Below are 20,495 nucleotides of genomic sequence, written 5' to 3' on the forward strand. Positions count from 1 at the left end.
CATAATAATGATTATGTTAACTAATTCCTGAGTTTAATCGGCTAAAGCGGGATTGCAATGAAAAGAGAACTTAAAAGTGAACTTAAAGCAAAGCTTGGGATGCCCTCCGGGGATTAGTCCCGGGCTTTTTCTGCTCGTGCAATGGGTCGATTTCTCAAAATGTAAAAATAATCACATCTTTTAAGGTATCCCGGTGCATATAATCTGAATTGAACAATGTTTAAAAACATTACAGTGTTAAATTAATTAACGCCTTGTTAAAGGAGTCTTACAATCATGGGCAAAGAAGAAAGGCAAGAGCAGGAACGGAAAGCGATGCGCAATTTAATTCTGACAACGGCTGGTGAACTAGTGGCCGAGAAGGGGATTGAGCAGCTGTCTATCCGCAAGATTGCTGAACGGATGGAGTATTCCGCCGGGATCATTTATCACTATTTTCAGGGAAAAGAGGATATAGTGGAGCAGCTTCTTCAGCAGGGGTACAGGGAGTTGATGGGCGGGCTAACAGCCGGATCAGACACTGCGCGGAGTGAAGTATCGGCTGAGGATAACTTAAGCCAGTCGCTGTCACAGTTTATCCGGATGACCACCGCGGAAGGATCACAGTACCGGAATGTGATGCTTAATGATTCGCCTGCTGTACTTAACCATACTGCAGTACTGCATAAAGGGGCTGCACTGGAGCGTAATGCGATCAGCATGCTCTGCAGGACTCTACGCCAATTCAGAGGGATGGCAGCCCGCCAAGAGGAGGAAATTGAACTTACTGCCCAAGTGATCTGGAGTGCGGCATTTGGACTGATCATGAGGCTGAGCGTCGAGAAGAATCTGCCGGAGGAGCAGAAGGAGGCGCTGATTGCCCGGCATGTCGAGTTAATGGTGCTTATTGCAGGGAGTAGGGAATGAGTTTTTACGATTATTCGGTTAAGGGGTAGAAGGCGATGGGGTATAGACGGTCAGTTGGCATTTTAACGGGATTAATTATTATCCTTGCGATAGCCGCGTCGGGGTACGGATTGCTGTCAGGTCACGGACCGGGGGTGAAAGGGAGTTCTGAATCCTTTACCTCAATCCGGGGTGAGAAGGTCGAATTATATGGTAGCGGAATCTATAAAAATGATTCAATTTCTGTCGTTGCCCAGGCCAAAGCCCAGGATGGAGTTACACTGGTACTGGGGGTTCCCTTGCTGCTCGTTTCACTGGTTATGAGCTTCAGAGGGCTGGTCAGAGGGCGGCTGCTGTTAGCTGGAGCCTTGGGATATTTTACGTATACTTATGCGTCCTACAGCTTCCTGTCTATGTACAATAACCTGTTTCTAATCTATGTAATATTATTCTCATCCAGCTTATTTGCATTTATTCTGACTCTGCTGTCATTAGAGAAGGAGAAGGTAGAACGTTTCTTTAGACCAAGTTTACCGGCACAAAGCATAGGTGTATTCCTGCTTTTCACCTCATTAATGATCATGTTGTTATGGCTGGGCAGGCTCGCTGGTTCTTATCGCCAAGGGATAGCACCCGAAGGGTTGGAGCATTACAGCACATTAGTGATTCAGGCACTCGATTTAGCCATTGTTGTTCCGCTATCTTCAATTACCGGAGTACTGCTCATTCGCAGACGGCCTTATGGTTATCTGCTTGCTTCTGTAGTCATAGTAAAAGCTGCGGCCCTGCTAACCTCCATCACTGCCATGATCATTGGGATGCTGAGGGCGGGAGTAAGTGTATCCACGGTAGAGCTGATAGCGTTTCCTGCGTTTAATTTAGGTGCTATTGTTTGTTTATACCTTGTATTAAGCAATGTACAGGAACCGGGATAGTCTTCAAACCCATTTACCATAGATAAGGAGCGGCGGATAATATGAGTAATAGAACACTGATTCTATATGCAGGCAAGTATGGATGTACCGAGAAAGCGGCATTTCTGTTGAAATTGAGGCTTGGAGAGGCTGAGGCTGTGAATCTAAAGTATGCCAAAGTGCCGGCGCTGGCTGCCTATGACACGGTGATTCTGGGCGGTTCCATCTACTACGGTACAATCCGTAAAGAAATGGCGGCATTCACTTCCAAAAATGTACAGGAGCTGTCGGGTAAGCGGCTCGGGTTATTCATCTGTGCAGGGATGACGGGGGAGAAAGCGGAGCAGGAGCTTCAGCAAGCTTATCCGGAGGTTTTGTACAAGAAGGCACTTGCCAAGGAAATCCTGGGCGATGAGATTTATCCGGAGAGAATTTCAGCACTGGACAAATGGGTTCTGCGGATGGTCAAGGGGAAAGGGAATGAAGCTGGAGCTGGATTATCGATGAATAAGCTCGAAGGATTCGCGCGTGCAATGACAGTGAGTTAGATTGGCTGCAAGCCAACGGCAGGGGCTGGAATGATAAAGTTTCTGTAAAAGAGCGGCAGCCAAGGAAATTGATCCTGTGCAAAGAGCTGCCGCTGCATTGATTTTGGGAAGATATAGCATTCAACTCTATCTAGGGTAACATAAATATAATTATGTTAACTAACAATCTGTATTTATCTCTAAAAATAACAGACCTTCCTCTATGTATTATACTATTTCAACATATGAAAAATTCATAATAGTAAAGTCTTCCCCAATTACTCCACTTAGCTACCTCACTCCTCTGCAAATTCAATACGTACCTATCCACAAAAAGATAGAAAAAAGGATGAAAGTACCACAACCAGCTACAGAAATCAACAGTATTTATCGCGAATAATTAACGGAGTACTTCCGTCAATTTTGACGCCATTTCCAGGGACTTCAGCGCATGCTGCAGAGAGAGGATAGAGTCCGTACCGTCCTGCAGACATTGGAGTGCATGGCGTAAGCTTTTTTCATAAGGATTGTTAGGAGTCAATGGAATACTCTCTTTGCCTATAGACGTATATGCGGTTAAGCTGGCCTCTATATCCCCGTTCGCATAACCGACCTCGTGGAACACCAGCTTCGCCTGATCGAAATAAGCTTCATAACCGACGGTAAAAGGATAAGACTCCGGCATCTGCGAAGAGACAATCAGCTGTGCGCTCACCTCAGGTTGAGAGAAGGAAGCATGCACTAATGCTTGACCGTTTTTAGCTCCAGAGGTACCCCAGACCGCAGAAGGTGCAGGTGAATCCAGCAGCCACTCGATGAAATCCAGATCATGAATCATCAGATTAGCTGCGATCTTGGAGAGGCCCAGGTCTCCCCATAGCGGTGCCGTTTCCCGGCGCAAGGTGACTTGCAGCAATTTGCCGTATGTTAGTTCTTGAACTGCCTTATATAAGTATTCATAGGCATAATCGAATTTGATGAATTGATTGACCAGAATTCTCCGGCCGTATTGCTGTTCAGCCAAGAGCATCTCCTGTGCATCTTCCGGCTCCAGGGCAACCGGCGTTTCGCAAAATACATGCTTCCCGCGTCTCAGTGCCTCCACAGCATAAGTCTTATGAAGCGCAGAAGGCAGACAGATATCTATTACATCCAGCCCGGGATCAGACATTATATCTTCTATAGACAACGTGATCTCTACCCCAAGCTCTTCCTTCAGCTTCAGCAGCTTGGCTTCATTACGTCCGAAGACGACCACACGGTCTGTAGACTCCAGTTGCTTCAAGATCGATGCATGATAGGCTCCAAAACCTGTTCCCAATATGCCAATATTCATTTACAGCAGCTCCTTAGATTTGATACATTCATCATAACGTCCTATTGTTGACAACTGAGTGGCAAGAATAGAGTTGTGAAACGATGCGTCATTGAAATAGAAACTGGAGGGATAGGATGCGGCTGCACCGCTTGATTGCAATTCTTTTATTGGTTGAATCCAGGGGCAGGATGAAGGCAGCTGCTCTGGCAGAGGCCCTCGAAACTTCTGTCCGCTCCATCTACAGAGATATTGATGTCCTGGCTGAATCGGGCATTCCTCTCGTTACCACAACCGGGCCGAACGGCGGGATTTCATTGATGGAGGGCTATACGGTGAATCTGCGGCGGCTGCATGGCGAAGAGGTGATTCAGCTGTTTTTGACAGGGATGGGGATGCCAGCAGGCGGTTCGGGCGAGACCGGTCTTCTGCTCCAAAATGCTCTGCTGAAGCTCGAAGCAAGCTTGCCCGCTCCTTATCAGGAGGATATCCGTACCGCGCAGAGCCGTTTTCTGTTCGATGATACACCGTGGTGGAGTGATCGGGCGGCAGTGCCATATCTGGAGACGCTGCGCACTGCGGTGTGGCGAGGCAGACGGATTGAGACGAAGTACCGCAAAGTGAATGGAGAGCTCTCCCGCCGGAAGCTGCATCCCTATGGGCTTGTTGTCAAGCAGGGCGATTGGTATCTGGCCGCTTTTTGCGAGGGGGCAGAGGCTATTCGTACGTTTAAATGCGAGCGTTTTGCCGCGGTGTCGTTAATAGAGGGGACCTATACTATCCCTGAACACTTCTCCCTGCAGGTATACTGGAAGGAAGGAGAGCTTGCCTTCATTAATGCCAGCAAAGCACGGGAAATCTACCCCGTAGTCATCCGCACGCCAGTGCATAATCAGGGGATCAGTAAGAGGTTAGAAGTTATGAATACGGAACCAGAGGGTGAATTCCAGATCATCACTGCGAATATGTACGACTATGAGACTGCGTGTGAGAAGGTGCTTCCTTTGCTCGTCCAAGCTGAAATTATGGAACCGGCAGAGCTTCGGGAATACATTAGCAGTCAGGTTAGTACATGGAATAAAATGTATTGTTGAGATTGGATAACATAATTAATATTATGTTAACTAATTGAGGGTGAGTGGTTGTTAAGCAATAGTTCGCGAGTGAATTTATGGCAGCATGTTATTGTTATAGAGCAAGGTAGTCAAAATAATCCCCAGACTTAAGCTTCTCAGCCAAGTCTGGGGATTATTGATGTCTTAGGCACTTATGTTAGCCTTATTGCCAGCTTCGGCAAGCTCTCTGCTCTGGAGCCTTTTGTGCGCCGTAATCAGGAAAGGCAGACCCAGCGCGGTAGTCAAAGCCAGCGGCACGAATACGGCCGGACCATTCGCCGTACCGAATTGATCGAGCAGCAGGCCTCCCAGAATAGGCGCCATTACATTGCCAAGGTTATTGAAGCCGATGGTGCCGAAATAAGTACCTTTCCACTCCGGACGGGCAATCCGGTCAATCAGCATATCCATCATCGTGAAGAGCAGGACTTCCCCGACTGTGAACAGCACGACACTGAACATGATCAGCGCGACTCCGCCAGGCATGCCAAACAGCAGCAGACTGAGAGCAACGCAGCTATTACCCAGGATCAGAGGAATGACCGGCGGGAATTTGCTGGCTGTACGGACGATCGGATACTGCACAATCAGCACCGTTACCGCATTCAGAGAGAGCATGTAGGAGAAGAGCTGTTTGCCATTACTGAAATGGGGGTTGTTCGCCAGATATTGCGCCAGTGTTGAACTGAAGTGCCCATATCCCAGCACGCAGAAGATCGTACCGAGCAGAACGGGCAGGAAGACCTTATCCCTTCCGGTGGTGGACAGCGCTTCAAGCAGCTTCGGTGTACGGACTTCGCCATGAACCGGCAGGCTGGCACGGTGTACAGAGAATTGCAGGAACAGTACAAGTCCATAGGCGATATAGACGATCCCGGCGATCATGAACGGGAATGTGGATTTGGCTGAGCCCAGCTGCAGGCCAATGATCGGCCCGAATACCACACCCAGATTAACCGCTGCATACCGCAGATTGAAGACCAGCAGCTTGTGATCCGGAGGTGTAATATCCGAGAGTAAAGCTCGCGAGGTCGGTTCGAATACTGCACGGCATAGCCCATTTAGCGTATTGACGAGGAAAAAGACCCATAAATGCTGCGCGGCTGAGAAGCCGAAGAATACGCAGGCCCAGCCGAAAACGGAGACCAGCATAACGATTTTGCGGCCGATCACGTCAGATATGTAACCGCCGTAGAAGCTGATCAGAACACCCGCCAGAGAGCTGACGGCTACCGTAAATCCTGTTTGGGTGGCAGTAGCGCCCAGGACTTGTGTCAGGTAAATCGATAGAAAAGGGATACTCATGGAGGTGACCAGCCGGCCAAACATCGTTCCGATGATAATGGTCCAAGCCAGAGGATGAATGTGCCGCAAATGCTGTTTCATAGAATCAGATGTCTCCTAATCGGGTGATTGAATTTGGCGAATGCTTCTTGATGCTGAATTAAGTATAATTGTATAGATAAAAGGATGAAATAAAAGTGTAAGAATTTCATGTGACTTTTCACCTTTAAAGGAGTCTGGATATATGGACAATAGCAGCATGAATTATCTCTGTTTGGCCGCGGCTTTAGACCCGGCTTTTATCGTACAGCAGCCCATTCCGGTCACTATTGAGCAACTAACCGGCATCCTGTGCTGCACGCCGCGCAATGTAAAGTTTATTCTGCGGAAGCTTGAGGAACAGCAATTGATCACATGGATACCCGGCAGAGGCAGAGGAAATTATTCGCAGCTGACGTTCCTGCGCAGTGTGGACGAGGTGCTGGAGGAGAAGTTTCAGGACATGGTCCATAAAGGCCGGATTAAACCGGCGATCGAGTTAATTGGCCAATATCAGGTGAACGAGCCGCTTAAGGAACGCCTGCTGGCAGTACTCGACAAACAAATGGGCTTCTGGAGTGAGCCGGACTCCACATCCGGGCAGGAGGTGCTGCGGATTTCCCGTAACCGCCCGATGGAGAAGCTGGACCCGGCGATGGTGTACACAGCTTTTGAAACCTATTTGCTGGGGCATATTTGCAGTACATTAATTACCTATGATGCAGAGAATGGCAGCTTTCTGCCTGGGCTGGCGCATACTTGGGAGGCCAATCCGGACAGTACAAGTTACCTGTTCTATTTGCGTAAGGGGGTAAGGTTTCACCACGGACGGGGGATGACTTCACGGGATGTCAAAGAGACCTTGCAGCGTCTGACCGATCTGAATAGTCCGGCGATCAGCCATTTTAGGGATATCTGTCATGTCGAGCTGGAAAGTGATTATCGAATCCGGTTTGACCTCGTGCAGCCCAATACCTTTTTTCTGCATCTGTTCAGTTCAATCTATATGTCTATTCTGCCTTATGATGTGGATTTCGCCGCTAATCCGGTAGGGACGGGGCCATATCAGGTACTGGATCTGAATGAGGATGTACTGGTGCTAGGCGCATATGACCTCTATTACGGAATCCGCCCACTGCTGGACCGGGTAGAAATCTGGTATTTACCGCATTTGGGATCGAGTGTCCGCCAGTATCAGCTTACGGATGCCGGGCACAACCCGCTTCCTGCCGGGGAAGAGCAGGGTCATAGCATTGATTACCCGGCCTTGGGCTGCCGCTATATCCTGTTTAATTTTAGAAGAGAAGGACTTCACCATCAGCAGGCTGTACGGCAAGCGTTACGGATATTGTACAATCAGCCGGCCATGATCCGGGAGCTCGGGGGCAACCGGATTATGCCGGCGGACAGCTTTTTGCCCTGGAAGAGTAATCAGCAGGAGTTCAGAGAGCCATCGCTTGAGGAAGCAAGAGCGCTGCTTCAGGCTGGCGGCTACGGGGGAGAAGTGCTGACGATTGCCTACCGGAGCCGGAAGGAGGATCAGGAGGAGGCTTTATGGCTGCAGGAACGCGGCGGGAGGATCGGCCTTAAGCTCCAGCTGCATCCTTTGACCGAATACGATCTCGCAGATATCATGGGCTATGCTGACTTGCTGATTGCCGAAGAGGTGCTGGAGGATGACTGGCAGTGGGGGATGATCAATTATTTCCGCAATGAGTCGAACTATCTGCATGATCTGCTGCTGGATCGTCAGAAACTGGCGCTGCAGCGGGTACTGGAGCATTTCTCCCGACTGCCTGCTGAAAAGCGGGCGGAGCTGCTGGATCTGGCGGAAGACCAATTGCGCGACAACTGCTGGGTGCTCTATGGCTGCCATATGAACAAAAAAGCGCAGCTTAGCCAAAACCTGTTCGGACTGCAGACCGGCTCTTTCGGATTTCTGGATATTTCGAAGCTATGGGTTAAATCGGGATTCCAGTAATTCAACCTCCAACTCACCGCAGCTGATAGAAAATTGCCGCATGGGGTAAATAGATACATAGACCACGGCGGGAGCCGTACGAAATCAGCTGCGGAGGCGTTTGCCGGATTTCGGTATATGAGCTTAAGGAGGCTGCCGGATAATGGAGCAGACAAACGAAAGCATAAGAAGCTTAATCAAAAAGGGCAATAAATCCTCAGGCTCGGCTGCTATCGGCAATACAGGTATTGCCATCGTTAAGGGAATCGCTTTTGCACTGACAGGCAGCGGTTCAATGTTTGCCACAATGATGCATTCGATTGCCGACGCTGTGAATCAGATGTTTGTATTTACAGGCAGTGTGCTGGCTGAGAAAAGACCGACACGCCGCTTCCCGGACGGCTTCGGACGGGTGATTAATCTGTTCTGCATGGTGGCCGTAATTGTTGTAACCATCATGGCGTACGAGACAATGCATGAAGGCTTCCATCTGTTGAAGCATCCGGCTACGGACTCGCAAGGCTACTGGATCAATGTGCTGGTACTTGTGCTGTCAATCGCGGCAGACGGATTCGTCTGGGTTAAGGCGATGAACGAGGTGCTGCATGAATCACGGGTTGAGGCCAAGGGGCTGGGCAAGTTCACGGCTTCCCTCAAAAATGTAAAAAGAGCCGCCCCGCCTACCCGGCTTGTCTACTATGAGGATCTGGTCGCAACCAGCGGCGGGCTGCTCGCCATGATTGCCATTCTGGTTACCGCTTTTACAAACTTCAAGCTGCTGGATGGTGTGAGCAGTATTCTGATTGCCTTCATGATGATCGGGGTGGCCTTCCGTGTAGGCTACGACAACATGGTCGGGTTGATCGGTGTGGCTGCACCGCCGGAGATTGAGGAGCGGGTGGCAAAGATTATTTTTGATGACCCGTGGGTGACGGATATTTATCAGATGCGGATTCTGCAGGAGGGACGTTATTACCACGTAGAAGGACTCATTGAGCTGAAACGGGGAATGACACTTGCCGATGCCGACGATATTAAGTTCAAGGTAAGGGACAAGCTGCTTGCAGACCCGCATATTTCCGATGTGACGCTCGGCATACTCGAGGATAATGGAATTCAGAACTGGGTACCGCAGCATGAGTTGCAATGAGTCTCTGCTTAAGCTGGAACAGGAGAGAGGGTTAACTTGAAGAAACGGCTGCTTCCCCTAGGGGACAAGCAAGCCGTTTCTTTGTGCAGGCGAAGCTGGGATTAGCTCAGACCGCCGCCTGCTGCTTGCCGTCACATTTCTTGCAGACGGTGAGCTTCTCGCCCGCAGGACCTTTTCCGAAATACAATAGCTTAATACGGGTGCTCCCGCAGATCGGACAGGTGCCCCTTGCTCTGGAAGGAGTGCGCCAGAGTGCTTTGCCGCGCTTGTTTTTGGCCATGATACGTCCCACCTTTGTAATGTATACCCCTATCCTATGCCCAGAGGGAACCTACGGTTCGGCCGGAACTGAAATCATTTGAAAGGAAGTGAGGTCCGTTGAAATAGGGGCTAAAATGGCCGAAATATACCCCGAAAAAACAGCGTATAATATAAATTATACGCTATTTCAGTTCTGAGGGACTTTTATATGAATTCAGGCACTAGTGATCAGCTCAAATAGAGTCAATTTAGTAGAATAATAATATATTAATGTAATATAATCCCATTCGCGAAATTTGCTCAGGCTTTCATGGTTTCTGCACTCTGAACGCATGCTATAATAATTGGAAAACAAATGCTGGAGGTATTGTATTGGTACATAGCAGCCCGGAACATAAATGGAGATCGGACAAGCTGTCTCATCTGGGGTCGTCGATTTTTGCTGAGGTAGCCGCCTGGAAGGCGGAAGCACGAAAGTCTGGATTGGAGGTCATTGATCTCGGGATTGGCAGTCCGGACCGGGCGCCTCTGCCTGAAATCCGTCATGTCTTAAGCGAAGCAGTGCTGCGGGAGGACAGTTATGCTTATCCGGCTTCCAAAGGAAGTGAAGCATTCCGTAAGCAGGCGGCCAAATGGATGAAATGGCGTTTCGATGCTGAAGTTGATCCGGATGAAGAAATCGTATCCCTGATGGGTTCGCAGGACGGACTGGCACATCTCGCACTCGCGGTCTGCAATCCTGGGGATCTGGCGATTGTGCCGGACCCCGGCTATCCGATCTACTCAGGATCACTGGCTATAGCCGGCGTTAGAGCCTGGCCGCTGCCGCTGCTGGAAGAGAATGCGTTTCGGCCCGATCTGGAGAGCATCCCTGATGAGGTATGGCGTGAAGCGGTATTTATATTACTCAGCTTTCCCGGCAATCCGATATCTGTCACGGTAGATCTGGCTTATATGGAGCGGTTAGTGGAGCTTGCTCTTAAATGGGACGTGCTGATCATTCATGACCTGGCCTATTCGGAGATGGGCTTCGATGGCTACCGGCCCGTCAGTATCCTTCAGGTACCAGGTTCGATGGATTCGGCGGTTGAATTTCATTCCTTCTCCAAAAGCTTCAATATGGCCGGCTGCCGCATCGGCTTCATGACGGGCAATGCTCAGGCCGTCGGGGCACTGCGGGAGCTGAAGAGCAATGTGGATTACGGTGTCTTCGATCCCATCCAGGAAGCGGCAGTCGCAGCGCTGGAGCAGGCGATGACTTCCGGACCGGAGCAGGGAGTGGCTGCACTGTATGAACGCCGCAGGAATGTTTTTGTGGAAGCCTTGGCACGTGAAGGCTGGAGTGTGCCATTGCCGGAAGCAACGATGTTTATCTGGGCGAGGCTGCCGGAGACCTATGGAGTGAACGGTGAAGCCGGAAGATCACAGAGCTTCGCTCAAGAACTGCTGCTGAAGACCGGGGTAGCGGTAATTCCCGGAAGTGCTTTTGGGAGCCAGGGAGAGGGTTTCGTCAGAATAGCGCTGGTTGAGGATGAAGAGCGGCTTCTGGAAGCCGCCCGGAGGATAGGGGAGTTTCTGCGTACGAACGTTTAAACTTCGCGTATGTTACTGATATTCTTGTGGCAGGGCAACGGCTAAGATATGGTGTTCAGTAGGAATCAGCGCGGTTCCATGATCGATGGTTATATTGCCGAAGTATGGATACTTTGAACCGCTGTTGATCATCCCCAGCAGTGCGCCGGTATCGGAATGGTTAATCGAGATATAGCCATTCTTGTAAATGGCGAATACAGCCTTGCCAACGTGCTGCAGGTGCTCCACCTTGTCTGCCGGATGATCGAACGCAACGACATTGCCGTTCGCAATATTGATTCCGCTAATCTGTGTCTCATGCTGGAAGAAGGCCATTCCGTTCGCGGGACCGGCCAGCCAGTTGCCGAAGCTAGCATAGCTTGTGGGGGCCGTATCGGTATCCGCTCCACGCTTAAAGCGCGTAAGAGTATATCCATCCTGGTCGAGATTGCCGTCTGCCGTATAAACATAAGAGTTCTGGATGGAGGTAGCGGCACTTCCCAATCTGGAGATGTCGTCCAGCAGATTATAGTTTTCCCGGCCGGAAATCTTGCCTGTAGCGGGATTCAGTTGTACCAGAGTCAGCTGGTAACCCGGCACGGCCGTTGCCGTATTCCCCGCTGCAGTCTTTGCCTGCTCACGGAGTAATAGTTGTCCATTCTGATAAGTTACATAACTATATAACCCCTCAATTCTCCACAGCCGCTTCCCGGTAGCCGGATCAAGGCCGTAGAATTGGGTGCGGATGTTATCGACCGTGCTGGAAACGACAAACACACCTGAATATTCTCCATAAATAGTCCCCGCATACATAGGAATATTCTTATTCTCCCATACTTTCTTTCCGGTAACCGGGTTATAGGCCGCGACAACGCCGTACTCATTGGCAAAATAGACTTTTCCGTTAATCAGGCGGGCCTGTGCCCCAATCTCTATAGGCCGCTCCGACACCTTAACCTTCCAGATCAGCTTTCCGGTTGCAGCGGATACTTTGACGAGCTGTTCCTGATTGTCGATGAAGAATACGGAGTTATTCGTGACGAATTGCGGATGCGCCCCCTGTTTATAGGACCACTGAACTTTGCCGGAAGCTATATTTTTGGCGTACAGCGTCTTGTTGCTGTCTGAGTAGTAGAGAATTCCATTCATAATAGGCGGCTTGCTGTCATACATGCCCATGCCATCCGTGGCTACTTGCCACTTCAGGGGCAGCAGCAGATCTTTGGAGACCGCAGGGACTGCATTGTTCGCGGAAGCAGCGTATGCTGTACCCGGCAAGAGGTCAGCTGAAGAGAGAGCGGTGAGGGATGAGAGCAGGGAAAGGGCGAGTAAACTGGTGAGGATGGGTTTCATTGGCGGCATCTGAGTCATCTCCTTGATGTGTCTTGTACTAAATAGTAAGACGCCGGGAGCAAGGATTGGTTGCTAAAATAAGGAAGACAATATTGTAACCGTAGGTACAGCCACAACGATAAACATAATCATAACTACAATCATAACTACAATCATAACAATAACGTAACATAACATACATTATGTAAACTAGATAATTCGCTGAGCGGTATTTAGGGTAATAAGGAGCAACTACAGTTATCAGGAGGTTGCCTTTATGGGATTCAATTTCGGAGGCTTTGGCGATAAAATACAAGGATTAGTGGATACGTTCAAAGAGGGCGGAGTCGGTGAGCTGCTGCAAAAGCTTCCGCTAGACCAGCTGCCTGTCGATCAATTGCTGGAGAAGCTGCCGCTGGACCAACTGTTGTCGGGTTCTTTTCTGCAACAGTTCACTCCGTTCGAATCATTGACGGAGCTTCTGCAAAGCGGGGGATTCTCTGCCGGATCAGCAGAGGAGCTGAAGTCGCTGCCGCAGGATCAGCTGAACGAGCATGTCACGAAAACTACCTCCTTCAGTTCACTGAAGGACATGCTTGTCAAAGCGGCGGAATTCTATTCCCAGCGGAAGTAGCGCGTTTATCTCCATCATTTGACCACCGGGAACCAGTCTGATTCAATAAAACAGCGGCAGTTCCGGATGTATATCATCCATGGCTGCCGCTGTTTTCATTATGTGATTTCGTATTTTAACGTAATCTTTATTGCTTGAGCCAGGCCGTTGCCAGCAGCAGGGCCCCTTTTTTGGCATGGGTCTCTGCCAGGGCGTTAAGCATCACGAAGTCGTGGATGATGCCCTGGAACCGCACTGCCGTAACCGGCACTCCTGCTTCGCGGAGTTTGGCCGCGTAGGCTTCGCCTTCATCCCGCAGCACATCCGCTTCGCCGGTGATGATTAAGGCTTCCGGCAGACCGCTCAGCTGCTCCAGGCTGGCCCGCAGCGGGGACGCGGTAATCTGTGCCCGCTCCTCCGGATCAGTGGTATATTGATCCCAGAACCATTTCATGCCGGTGCGCTGCAGGAAATATCCTTCGGCGAACAGGTGATATGATTCTGTATCGAAGGCTGCATCGGTTACCGGATAGAACAGCAGCTGCTTGGAGATTGCCGGGCCGCTGCGTTCCTTGGCCATCAGTGTGATGGCCGCAGTCATATTGCCGCCAACACTGTCTCCGGCAACGCTAAGCTTGGACGCATCCAGCCCGTAAGTGGAGCCTTCTTGGGCAATCCATTCCAGTGCAGCGTAGATTTCTTCAATGGCTGTAGGATATTTGGCTTCGGGAGAGAGGCTGTACTCCGGGAAAACGACTGCAGCTTCGGCACCGACGGCCAGCTCGCGGATTAAGCGGTCATGCGTATGGCTGTTGCCGAATACCCAGCCGGCTCCATGAATATAGAGTATGACCGGGAGAGAAGTAGAAGCGGAGCCGATAGGACGGACAATTCGTACCTTCACCTCACCACCAGGGCCGCCGGATACCGTCAGATCCTGGATATCGGCTTCGGGCTTGAATATTTCACTGGATTGAACTGTATTTACAGTTTCGCGGCCTTTCTCAGGCCCAAGGTCGGGCAGAAAGGGAGGCTCGGAGTTGTCATCAGCGAATTTCTGGGCTGCGGGCTCGAGAACAATCTTCTTGTCTTCTGGCATGGTTTATAGTCTCCTTCTTAGATCTGATTTAGGTCAGGCTCTCCTTCATCCATAACCATCTGACAGTTTTCTGAAACGTATACCGAACGGAAGGCCCTGGTCAGGGGCTGGAAACTCCGCCGCTCATATAGAAAAACAGGCTGCATCCTCCAAATAAGGAGGAGTGCAGCCTGTTTCTTTTAAGTGTTCTTATAATGCGCGCCGGGAAATCTCTTCAGCACCTGTAGCTGCAGGATTATTGTCTGCACGTTTACGCCCCTGTCTTAAATAATCCACCAGAACAAACAACAGTGTAATCAGCAGCGGATACACGATCGCCCAGCCTGTAAACGGAAACACGGCTACCGTAGCGGCAAAAGAAATCCAGCTGATCATCACGCCTGCCCGGCTGCCCCGCAAGAGGCGGATTCCTGCAGCACAACCGCCAATATAGGTGAGGATGAAGGTGGCGTTGGGAAATTTAATCAGTGTCGTAATCGAGAGCAGGCCGCCGCCGTAGAGCGATAACACTGCTGTGAAGCAGAAGGTCAGGAAGCCGATTGCTCCGACGGGTGTCTGATAGCGGGCCGATAAGCGGCCCATCCATTTCGGGGCGTATCCCTGCCGTGATAAGGCATATGCTACGCGTGATGCAGCGCTTGAGTAGGCGATGATCGTCGCCGTACAGATGAAGAGTCCGGTGAGTCCGGCAATGAATCCGCCCCAGGCTCCAAGCGGCTGACTGATGATCCAGACCAGTGAAGAGTCGGCTCCTCCGCGGAGATAGCTCTGCGTACCGACTGTAGCGAGTGCCGAGAGGAAATAGAGGACTCCGACAATGACCGCAGCGATGGTCACACCCTTGACCGCAGCGCGCTGCGGGTCCTTGAATTCTTCAGACAGATGTGAGACGGCCTCCCAGCCGATGAAGCACCAGAAGAGAATCGCTGCCGCCTGCCCGACACTCATCCAGCCATGCGGAACAAACGGTGTGAAGTGGACACTCTCCATTCTTGGCAGAGCCGCAGCAAAAGAGAAGACCAGTACGGCAACAATCGCGATAACCACGGCGATCTGCACTTTACCGGCAACCTTCATGCCGATCCAGTTGACAATCAGGCCAATGGCCAGCATCCCTGCAGCGATGGCAATTCTGGCCGGATCGCCCCAGCCCATGGCGGCTGTCATATAGCCCGCTCCGGTCAGTGCAGCGACAGGACCGCCAATCGGCACGGACATGAGGAAGAACCAGCCGACCAGTGCGCCTGCCTTCGGGCCGAAGGCCAGGGTGACGAAATGGGATACCCCGCCGGCATTAGGGAATTTGGCCGACAACAGACCCATGGACAGCGCAAGCGGGAGAATCAGCAGGGTCATGAATCCCCAGGCCAGCAGCGAAGCGGGACCAGCCATCTCCGCTGCCAGTCCGGGTACGATTAACACACCTGAGCCGAGGACGGCTCCTATGTACAGGGCAATAGCCTGCGGCATCCCGATATTCCGTTGTAATGATTTATTTTCCTTCATATAAATAGTCCCGCTTTCCTTGTATTTAAATATAGAGTATCAGATAATAGATCCATTGGAAAAACGGAATTATCGAATGGAATCCATTCGAATAACCGATAGGTTGAAGGAGGTACTATGGAGTCTAAGCATCTGTTCACCTTTCTCGTTGTAGTTGAGACCGGCAGCTTTACCCGCGCAGCCCAGAAGCTTGATTACGCCCAGTCCAGCATTACCGCACAGATTCAGGCGCTGGAGGCAGAACTGGAGCAGCCCCTGTTTGACCGGATCAGCAAAAAGATCATTCTCACCGATGCCGGCCGCCGCCTCCTGCCGTATGCCCAGGAAATCTCCAAGATGCACACGATGGCCGAGAACGCCCTGCGGTCGGAGACGGAAATATCCGGTTCGCTGCGGATTGGTGCACCTGAATCTTTGGCGGCCTTCCGCCTCCCGGGGATTATTAAGGAATTCCGCAGCCGGCATCCGCAGGTGCAGATTACGCTGAAGCCGGGAGCCTGCTGGGAGCTGACGGAATTCGTCCGCTCAGGAGAGCTTGATCTTGCCTTTCTTCTCCAACCGGAGACGGAGTATAAGGAGATGTACTGTGACACGCTGATCCATGAAGCGATGGCGCTGGTCGCTCCACTGGATCACCCGCTGCTGGAATTGGAAGAAGTAGAACCGCTGCATCTTAAAAATGTAACGATTCTGCATACCGAAACAGGCTGCACTTACCGCACTTTGTTCGAGCGCCATTTGAACAGTCATGGAGTATTCCCCGATCCGAATCTGGAGTTCTGGAGCATTGAAGCGATCAAGCAGTGCGTAATGGCTGGACTCGGTATCTCATTCCTGCCGATGATTACGGTCCGCAGGGAATTGGCGGAAGGCAAGCTGGGCCGGCTGAACTGGAATGATGAATCCCAGCGGGTGGCAACCCAAATTGCATATCACAGCAAAAAGTGGAAATCCCCGGCGTTAAGTGAGTTTCTTGGAACGGTACAGAAGCATGCTGTAATGTGGAGGGAAGAGGAGGAGCACAGGGCATGAATGAGCCGGAGCTTGAATATGAAGAAGAGCTGGATGCCTTTCTGATCTGGATGAAGGACGCCGGCTACACAGCATATACCCAGAAATCCTATCTTGCTGATGCACGGGAATTTCTGGGCAGTCTGAATGGGCGGGAGCTGGGTACTGTTAAAAAGCTGCAGGTTGTCTCCTATCTGACTTCTGTGCGGGAACGCGGGGTAAGTGATGCGACACGTAACCGCAAGCATGCCTCAATAAGCTGCCTCTTCAAGGCACTGACGGAGCTGGAGCTGCTGAATATCAACCCGGCCGCCGGAATCAAGAAGTCCAAGACTGAAAAAAACCGTGAGCCGGTCTATCTGGATGAACAAGACCTGCAGCGGTTTCTGTCAGCGGTAGACGGCAAATACAGAAGCCGCAATCTGGCTGTTTTTTTGCTGATGTCGTATATGGGTTTGCGGGTAGGAGAAGTACATACGCTGAATCAGAGTGATTATAATGTAGAGAGACGTTCACTGCGTGTCTTCGGCAAAGGACGCAAATGGCGCAATGTCCCAGTTCCTGAGGATATTGCCCCGTATCTTGACCAGGCGCTGACGGACCGTCTTAATCCTTGGCACAGCAAGGAGGAGGCGATGTTTATCTCGCAAAAAGGCCGCCGGCTCTCCATCCGCGGCATCCAAGGGATTGCTGCGGATACATTCAGCCGCTTCCAGAGTGAGGTGCCTTTGTCCCAGCGCCGGCCGTACTCCAGCCATAAGCTGCGGCACTCCTTTGCCACCATGCTGCTGCGTAAGGGAGCGGATCTGCGCACGGTGCAGGAGCTGCTGGGCCATTCCTCGATCCAGACGACCACTGTATACACACATATTACGAGCCGTGAGAAGGAAGAAGCTATGTCCAGACTGCAGATCGGCATGCCGTATAAGACAGGCAGCGGTGACTCGTGAACCTGGGGCTAACAGCGTCAATACACACTATGAACTTTTGTTCAAAACATAACGCATAAATCACACGGAATGTGCATTTTTATAATGACAACACCGCCGTGAATTGCTACCATGAGAAGGGGTTATTATTCAGGGTAGAAGGCGGAGAGGGACAAGCCTCGAAGTCGTAGACACAACGATTAGACCATGGATGAAAGAAATTGATAAGCTGGACAGCAATTCTGACTTTAATTGGTTAACGCGTCTGTGCACGTCTGATGGTAAGGCGGGCTGGAGAAGAAGCAGAGTCTGAATCTTGAATCTCTTCCTATAAGTAAAATAGCCGCCAATCCTCTGAGGATTGGCGGCAGGCTTGTCCAAGCACGGAGATTACAGCTCCAGCTTGGCAATCTCACTTTTGAGCTTATCGGCGGATTGCTGGAACAGAAGCTGTTCTTCGTCACTGAGCGGAAGATCAAGTACTTCACGCACGCCGGAACGGTCTACGACACATGGAGCGCCAAGGAACACGTCTGATACGCCGTTGTAGTTGTTCAGCAGTGTGGAGACATTCAGGACGGAGCCTTCATTGTTCAGGATGGACGCAACAATCCGGTCCAGTGCCAATGCGATGGCATAGGAGGTAGAGCCCTTGGCATCTATGATCTCGTAGGCGGCATTCTTGGTGTCCTCGAAGATCTCATCACGTTCCGCTTCATCGAAGCCCAGGTCAATTCCCGCGACATTGGCGAGACTCCAGACCGGCAGCTCGGAATCGCCATGTTCACCGATGATTTGTCCATGAATACTGCGCGGATCGATTTCCTTATGAAGCCCAATCAGGTAACGGAAGCGGGCGCTGTCCAGTACAGTACCGGAACCGATAACCCGTCTGCGGTCGAAGCCGCTGATCTTCAAGGTGGCATAGGACAGAATATCGACCGGATTTGTGGCAATCAGCAGGATAGCGTGATGATTGTATTTCGTGATTTTTTGGATGATATCTTTGAAGATCGAGATGTTCTTGCGCAGCAGGTCGATCCGGGTTTCACCAGGCTTCTGGGAGGCTCCTGCAGTGACGATGATGATGTCCGCTTCCTTGCAGTCCTCATAGGTGCCGGCCCACAGCTTCACACCGCCGACAAATGGCATGCCATGGTTCATATCCAGCGCTTCACCAAGCGCCTTCTGATGGTTCACATCGATGAGTACTAGTTCGGGCATGCGCTTACGCAGCAGCAGCGTATAGGCTGTCGTGGTTCCGACTGCACCGGTGCCGATCACTACGACACGATTGGGCTTAAATGGGGCCATTGTTAGATCTCCTCCAGCTTTCGAATTTTGAAATATAAGGGTTTATAAGTTAAACGCCATCATTCATCCTTATATTTCTCGCTGAAACGGTACCGTCCTATATAAGGAAGGCAGAGCCGTTTCCACTTGCGGTCCAATCTTATCCATCATAATCTCTAGGGATAGTGTTTTCAAGCTGTCCGCTTTTAATCCATTACCCCAAAACGGGCATGCTAACAATGTATTTCTTATTATCCACTCAACCACTTGACAGGAGCGAATTTCAGAATGGATTTATTCCGCAAAAAACCGCTGGCTATTCCCCAGAATACCGGAGCGGAGAAACTTAGCAAGACACTGGGTGCAATGGATCTGACCATGCTCGGTGTAGGGGCCATTATCGGCACCGGAATTTTTGTAATGACGGGAGTGGCTGCTGCAGAACATGCCGGACCGGGACTTGTGCTGTCCTTCATCATCGCCGGCTTTGCCTGTGTGTTATCCGCACTGTGTTACTCCGAATTTGCTTCCACACTGCCGGTATCCGGCAGCGCTTATGCATACAGCTATGTCGCCTTCGGGGAACTGCTGGCCTGGATTCTCGGATGGGATCTGGTGCTTGAATACGGCGTAGCCGCAGCGGCGGTAAGCAGCGGGTGGTCCGGTTATTTCCAGGGACTGCTGGAAGGCTTCGGCATTCATTTGCCCACCGCTTTGTCAGGGGCGTATAATGCAGATAAAGGAACCATTATTAATTTACCCGCAGTGGTCATTATCCTGCTGATCTCTTACCTGCTGACACGCGGGGTCAAGGAGACCGCCCGTTTCAATGCAGTGATGGTTGTGATCAAAATCTCGGTGGTGCTGCTGTTTATCGTCACCGGTATATTCTATGTGAAGCCGGAGAACTGGACGCCATTCCTGCCGTTTGGTTTCCATGGTGTGGTGAATGGTGCGGCAACCGTATTTTTTGCCTATATCGGATTTGATGCCATTTCGACTGCTGCCGAAGAAGTGAAGCGTCCGCAGCGCGATCTGCCGATCGGAATTATCTCGTCGCTTGCGATCTGTACCGTGCTCTATATCGCCGTATCCTTGGTACTTACGGGGATCGTGCCTTATCAGAACCTCAATGTAAGTGATCCGGTATCGTTCGCCCTGCGGTTCGTTGACCAGAATATGATCGCCGGTCTGATCTCTGTAGGTGCGATTGCCGGGATGACTACCGTGCTGCTGGTAATGCTGTTCGGACAGACCCGTCTGCTGTTTGCCATTTCCCGTGACGGATTGCTGCCGCAGAGCTTGTCCAAGGTCAGCCCCAAAACACATACGCCAGTGCGCAGCACATGGATGGTCGGCGGACTGATTGCCGTTCTTACCGGCTTCGTTCCGCTTGACCGGCTGGCCAATCTGACCAGTATCGGGACCTTATTCGCCTTCCTGGTGGTTTCGCTGGGTGTTATTGTGCTCCGCCGTACGAAAACAGATCTCAAAAGAGGCTTCAAGGTTCCTTGGGTTCCGTTCATTCCGCTCCTTAGTGCGGCAACCTGCGGTTATCTAATGTATAATCTGGGAAGAGAAACTTGGATTGGCTTCCTGATCTGGCTTGCGGTAGGACTGCTAATCTATGGTCTGTACGGATACAAACGCAGTAATTTAAATACGAAGAAATAACGATTAACGGGAAGAG

Annotated in this window: 18 protein-coding genes; 11 read left to right on the forward strand and 7 right to left on the reverse strand. The window is 51.0% G+C overall.

The annotated features are described in order from the left end of the window. The first annotated feature begins 276 nt into the window (after positions 1 to 276). The 3 genes from NSQ73_RS13445 to NSQ73_RS13455 are packed head-to-tail and all read left to right on the forward strand — an operon-like array spanning position 277 to position 2,347. The gene (locus tag NSQ73_RS13445) at positions 277 to 906 is read left to right on the forward strand and encodes a TetR/AcrR family transcriptional regulator (RefSeq protein WP_340986792.1); all 630 of its coding nucleotides are present in this window, start codon (positions 277 to 279) and stop codon (positions 904 to 906) included. A 35-nt stretch (positions 907 to 941) separates the two neighbouring features. Further along, entirely contained in the window at positions 942 to 1,820 is an 879-nt protein-coding gene (locus NSQ73_RS13450; protein ID WP_340986793.1) for a hypothetical protein, read from the forward strand. A 41-nt stretch (positions 1,821 to 1,861) separates the two neighbouring features. Next, on the forward strand, positions 1,862 to 2,347 hold the full coding sequence (locus NSQ73_RS13455; protein WP_340986794.1) for a flavodoxin domain-containing protein: 486 nt from the start codon (positions 1,862 to 1,864) through the stop codon (positions 2,345 to 2,347). Positions 2,348 to 2,726: 379 nt separating this feature from the next. On the opposite strand, the gene NSQ73_RS13460 is transcribed toward NSQ73_RS13455, so the two are convergent. Beyond that, the gene (locus NSQ73_RS13460; RefSeq protein WP_340986795.1) at positions 2,727 to 3,662 is read right to left on the reverse strand and encodes a Gfo/Idh/MocA family protein; all 936 of its coding nucleotides are present in this window, start codon (positions 3,660 to 3,662) and stop codon (positions 2,727 to 2,729) included. 116 nt (positions 3,663 to 3,778) lie between these two features. Here NSQ73_RS13460 and NSQ73_RS13465 point away from each other — a divergent pair, with 116 nt between their 5' ends. Then, complete coding sequence (locus tag NSQ73_RS13465; protein ID WP_340986796.1) at positions 3,779 to 4,735, forward strand: helix-turn-helix transcriptional regulator; 957 nt, start codon at positions 3,779 to 3,781, stop codon at positions 4,733 to 4,735. A 165-nt stretch (positions 4,736 to 4,900) separates the two neighbouring features. On the opposite strand, the gene NSQ73_RS13470 is transcribed toward NSQ73_RS13465, so the two are convergent. Beyond that, positions 4,901 to 6,142: an MDR family MFS transporter gene (locus tag NSQ73_RS13470; protein WP_340986797.1), complete on the reverse strand. Its 1,242-nt coding sequence runs from the start codon at positions 6,140 to 6,142 to the stop codon at positions 4,901 to 4,903. Positions 6,143 to 6,284: 142 nt separating this feature from the next. On the opposite strand from NSQ73_RS13470, the gene NSQ73_RS13475 reads away from it, so the two are divergent. After that, positions 6,285 to 8,060: an ABC transporter substrate-binding protein gene (locus NSQ73_RS13475; RefSeq protein ID WP_340986798.1), complete on the forward strand. Its 1,776-nt coding sequence runs from the start codon at positions 6,285 to 6,287 to the stop codon at positions 8,058 to 8,060. A 142-nt stretch (positions 8,061 to 8,202) separates the two neighbouring features. Continuing rightward, the gene (locus NSQ73_RS13480; RefSeq protein ID WP_042137768.1) at positions 8,203 to 9,189 is read left to right on the forward strand and encodes a cation diffusion facilitator family transporter; all 987 of its coding nucleotides are present in this window, start codon (positions 8,203 to 8,205) and stop codon (positions 9,187 to 9,189) included. A 106-nt stretch (positions 9,190 to 9,295) separates the two neighbouring features. Here the strand turns inward: NSQ73_RS13480 and NSQ73_RS13485 are convergent, their stop codons facing one another. Beyond that, the gene (locus NSQ73_RS13485; protein WP_179093450.1) at positions 9,296 to 9,469 is read right to left on the reverse strand and encodes a hypothetical protein; all 174 of its coding nucleotides are present in this window, start codon (positions 9,467 to 9,469) and stop codon (positions 9,296 to 9,298) included. 353 nt (positions 9,470 to 9,822) lie between these two features. Between NSQ73_RS13485 and NSQ73_RS13490 the strand changes: the two genes are divergently transcribed. Beyond that, positions 9,823 to 11,043, forward strand: coding sequence for an aminotransferase class I/II-fold pyridoxal phosphate-dependent enzyme (locus NSQ73_RS13490; protein WP_340986799.1), 1,221 nt, complete (start codon positions 9,823 to 9,825; stop codon positions 11,041 to 11,043). Positions 11,044 to 11,055: 12 nt separating this feature from the next. Here NSQ73_RS13490 and NSQ73_RS13495 read toward each other — a convergent pair whose 3' ends face one another. Further along, a complete protein-coding gene (locus NSQ73_RS13495) occupies positions 11,056 to 12,384 on the reverse strand; it encodes an outer membrane protein assembly factor BamB family protein (RefSeq protein WP_340986801.1) in 1,329 nt (442 codons plus the stop codon). A gap of 247 nt (positions 12,385 to 12,631) precedes the next feature. Between NSQ73_RS13495 and NSQ73_RS13500 the strand changes: the two genes are divergently transcribed. Next, entirely contained in the window at positions 12,632 to 12,988 is a 357-nt protein-coding gene (locus tag NSQ73_RS13500; RefSeq protein WP_340986802.1) for a hypothetical protein, read from the forward strand. 127 nt (positions 12,989 to 13,115) lie between these two features. On the opposite strand, the gene NSQ73_RS13505 is transcribed toward NSQ73_RS13500, so the two are convergent. Together NSQ73_RS13505 and NSQ73_RS13510 are read right to left on the reverse strand one after the other, a co-directional pair. Beyond that, positions 13,116 to 14,066 (reverse strand): alpha/beta hydrolase, encoded by a 951-nt coding sequence (locus tag NSQ73_RS13505; protein WP_340986803.1) that lies wholly within the window; start codon positions 14,064 to 14,066, stop codon positions 13,116 to 13,118. A 189-nt stretch (positions 14,067 to 14,255) separates the two neighbouring features. Further along, positions 14,256 to 15,572: an APC family permease gene (locus NSQ73_RS13510; protein WP_340986804.1), complete on the reverse strand. Its 1,317-nt coding sequence runs from the start codon at positions 15,570 to 15,572 to the stop codon at positions 14,256 to 14,258. Between the two features lie 117 nt (positions 15,573 to 15,689). Between NSQ73_RS13510 and NSQ73_RS13515 the strand changes: the two genes are divergently transcribed. Together NSQ73_RS13515 and NSQ73_RS13520 are read left to right on the forward strand one after the other, a co-directional pair. Next, positions 15,690 to 16,604 (forward strand): LysR family transcriptional regulator, encoded by a 915-nt coding sequence (locus tag NSQ73_RS13515; protein WP_340986805.1) that lies wholly within the window; start codon positions 15,690 to 15,692, stop codon positions 16,602 to 16,604. Then, on the forward strand, positions 16,601 to 17,533 hold the full coding sequence (locus NSQ73_RS13520) for a tyrosine-type recombinase/integrase (protein WP_340986806.1): 933 nt from the start codon (positions 16,601 to 16,603) through the stop codon (positions 17,531 to 17,533). Before NSQ73_RS13515 ends, NSQ73_RS13520 begins: the two co-directional genes overlap by 4 nt. A 369-nt stretch (positions 17,534 to 17,902) precedes the next feature. Here the strand turns inward: NSQ73_RS13520 and NSQ73_RS13525 are convergent, their stop codons facing one another. Further along, on the reverse strand, positions 17,903 to 18,826 hold the full coding sequence (locus NSQ73_RS13525; protein ID WP_039298976.1) for an L-lactate dehydrogenase: 924 nt from the start codon (positions 18,824 to 18,826) through the stop codon (positions 17,903 to 17,905). Positions 18,827 to 19,093: 267 nt separating this feature from the next. Here NSQ73_RS13525 and NSQ73_RS13530 point away from each other — a divergent pair, with 267 nt between their 5' ends. Next, positions 19,094 to 20,479 (forward strand): APC family permease, encoded by a 1,386-nt coding sequence (locus NSQ73_RS13530; protein WP_042137753.1) that lies wholly within the window; start codon positions 19,094 to 19,096, stop codon positions 20,477 to 20,479. Positions 20,480 to 20,495: the final 16 nt, after the last annotated feature.

The organism is Paenibacillus sp. FSL R10-2736, from assembly GCF_038000245.1.
GTDB classification, from domain to species: domain Bacteria; phylum Bacillota; class Bacilli; order Paenibacillales; family Paenibacillaceae; genus Paenibacillus_AQ; species Paenibacillus_AQ phytohabitans.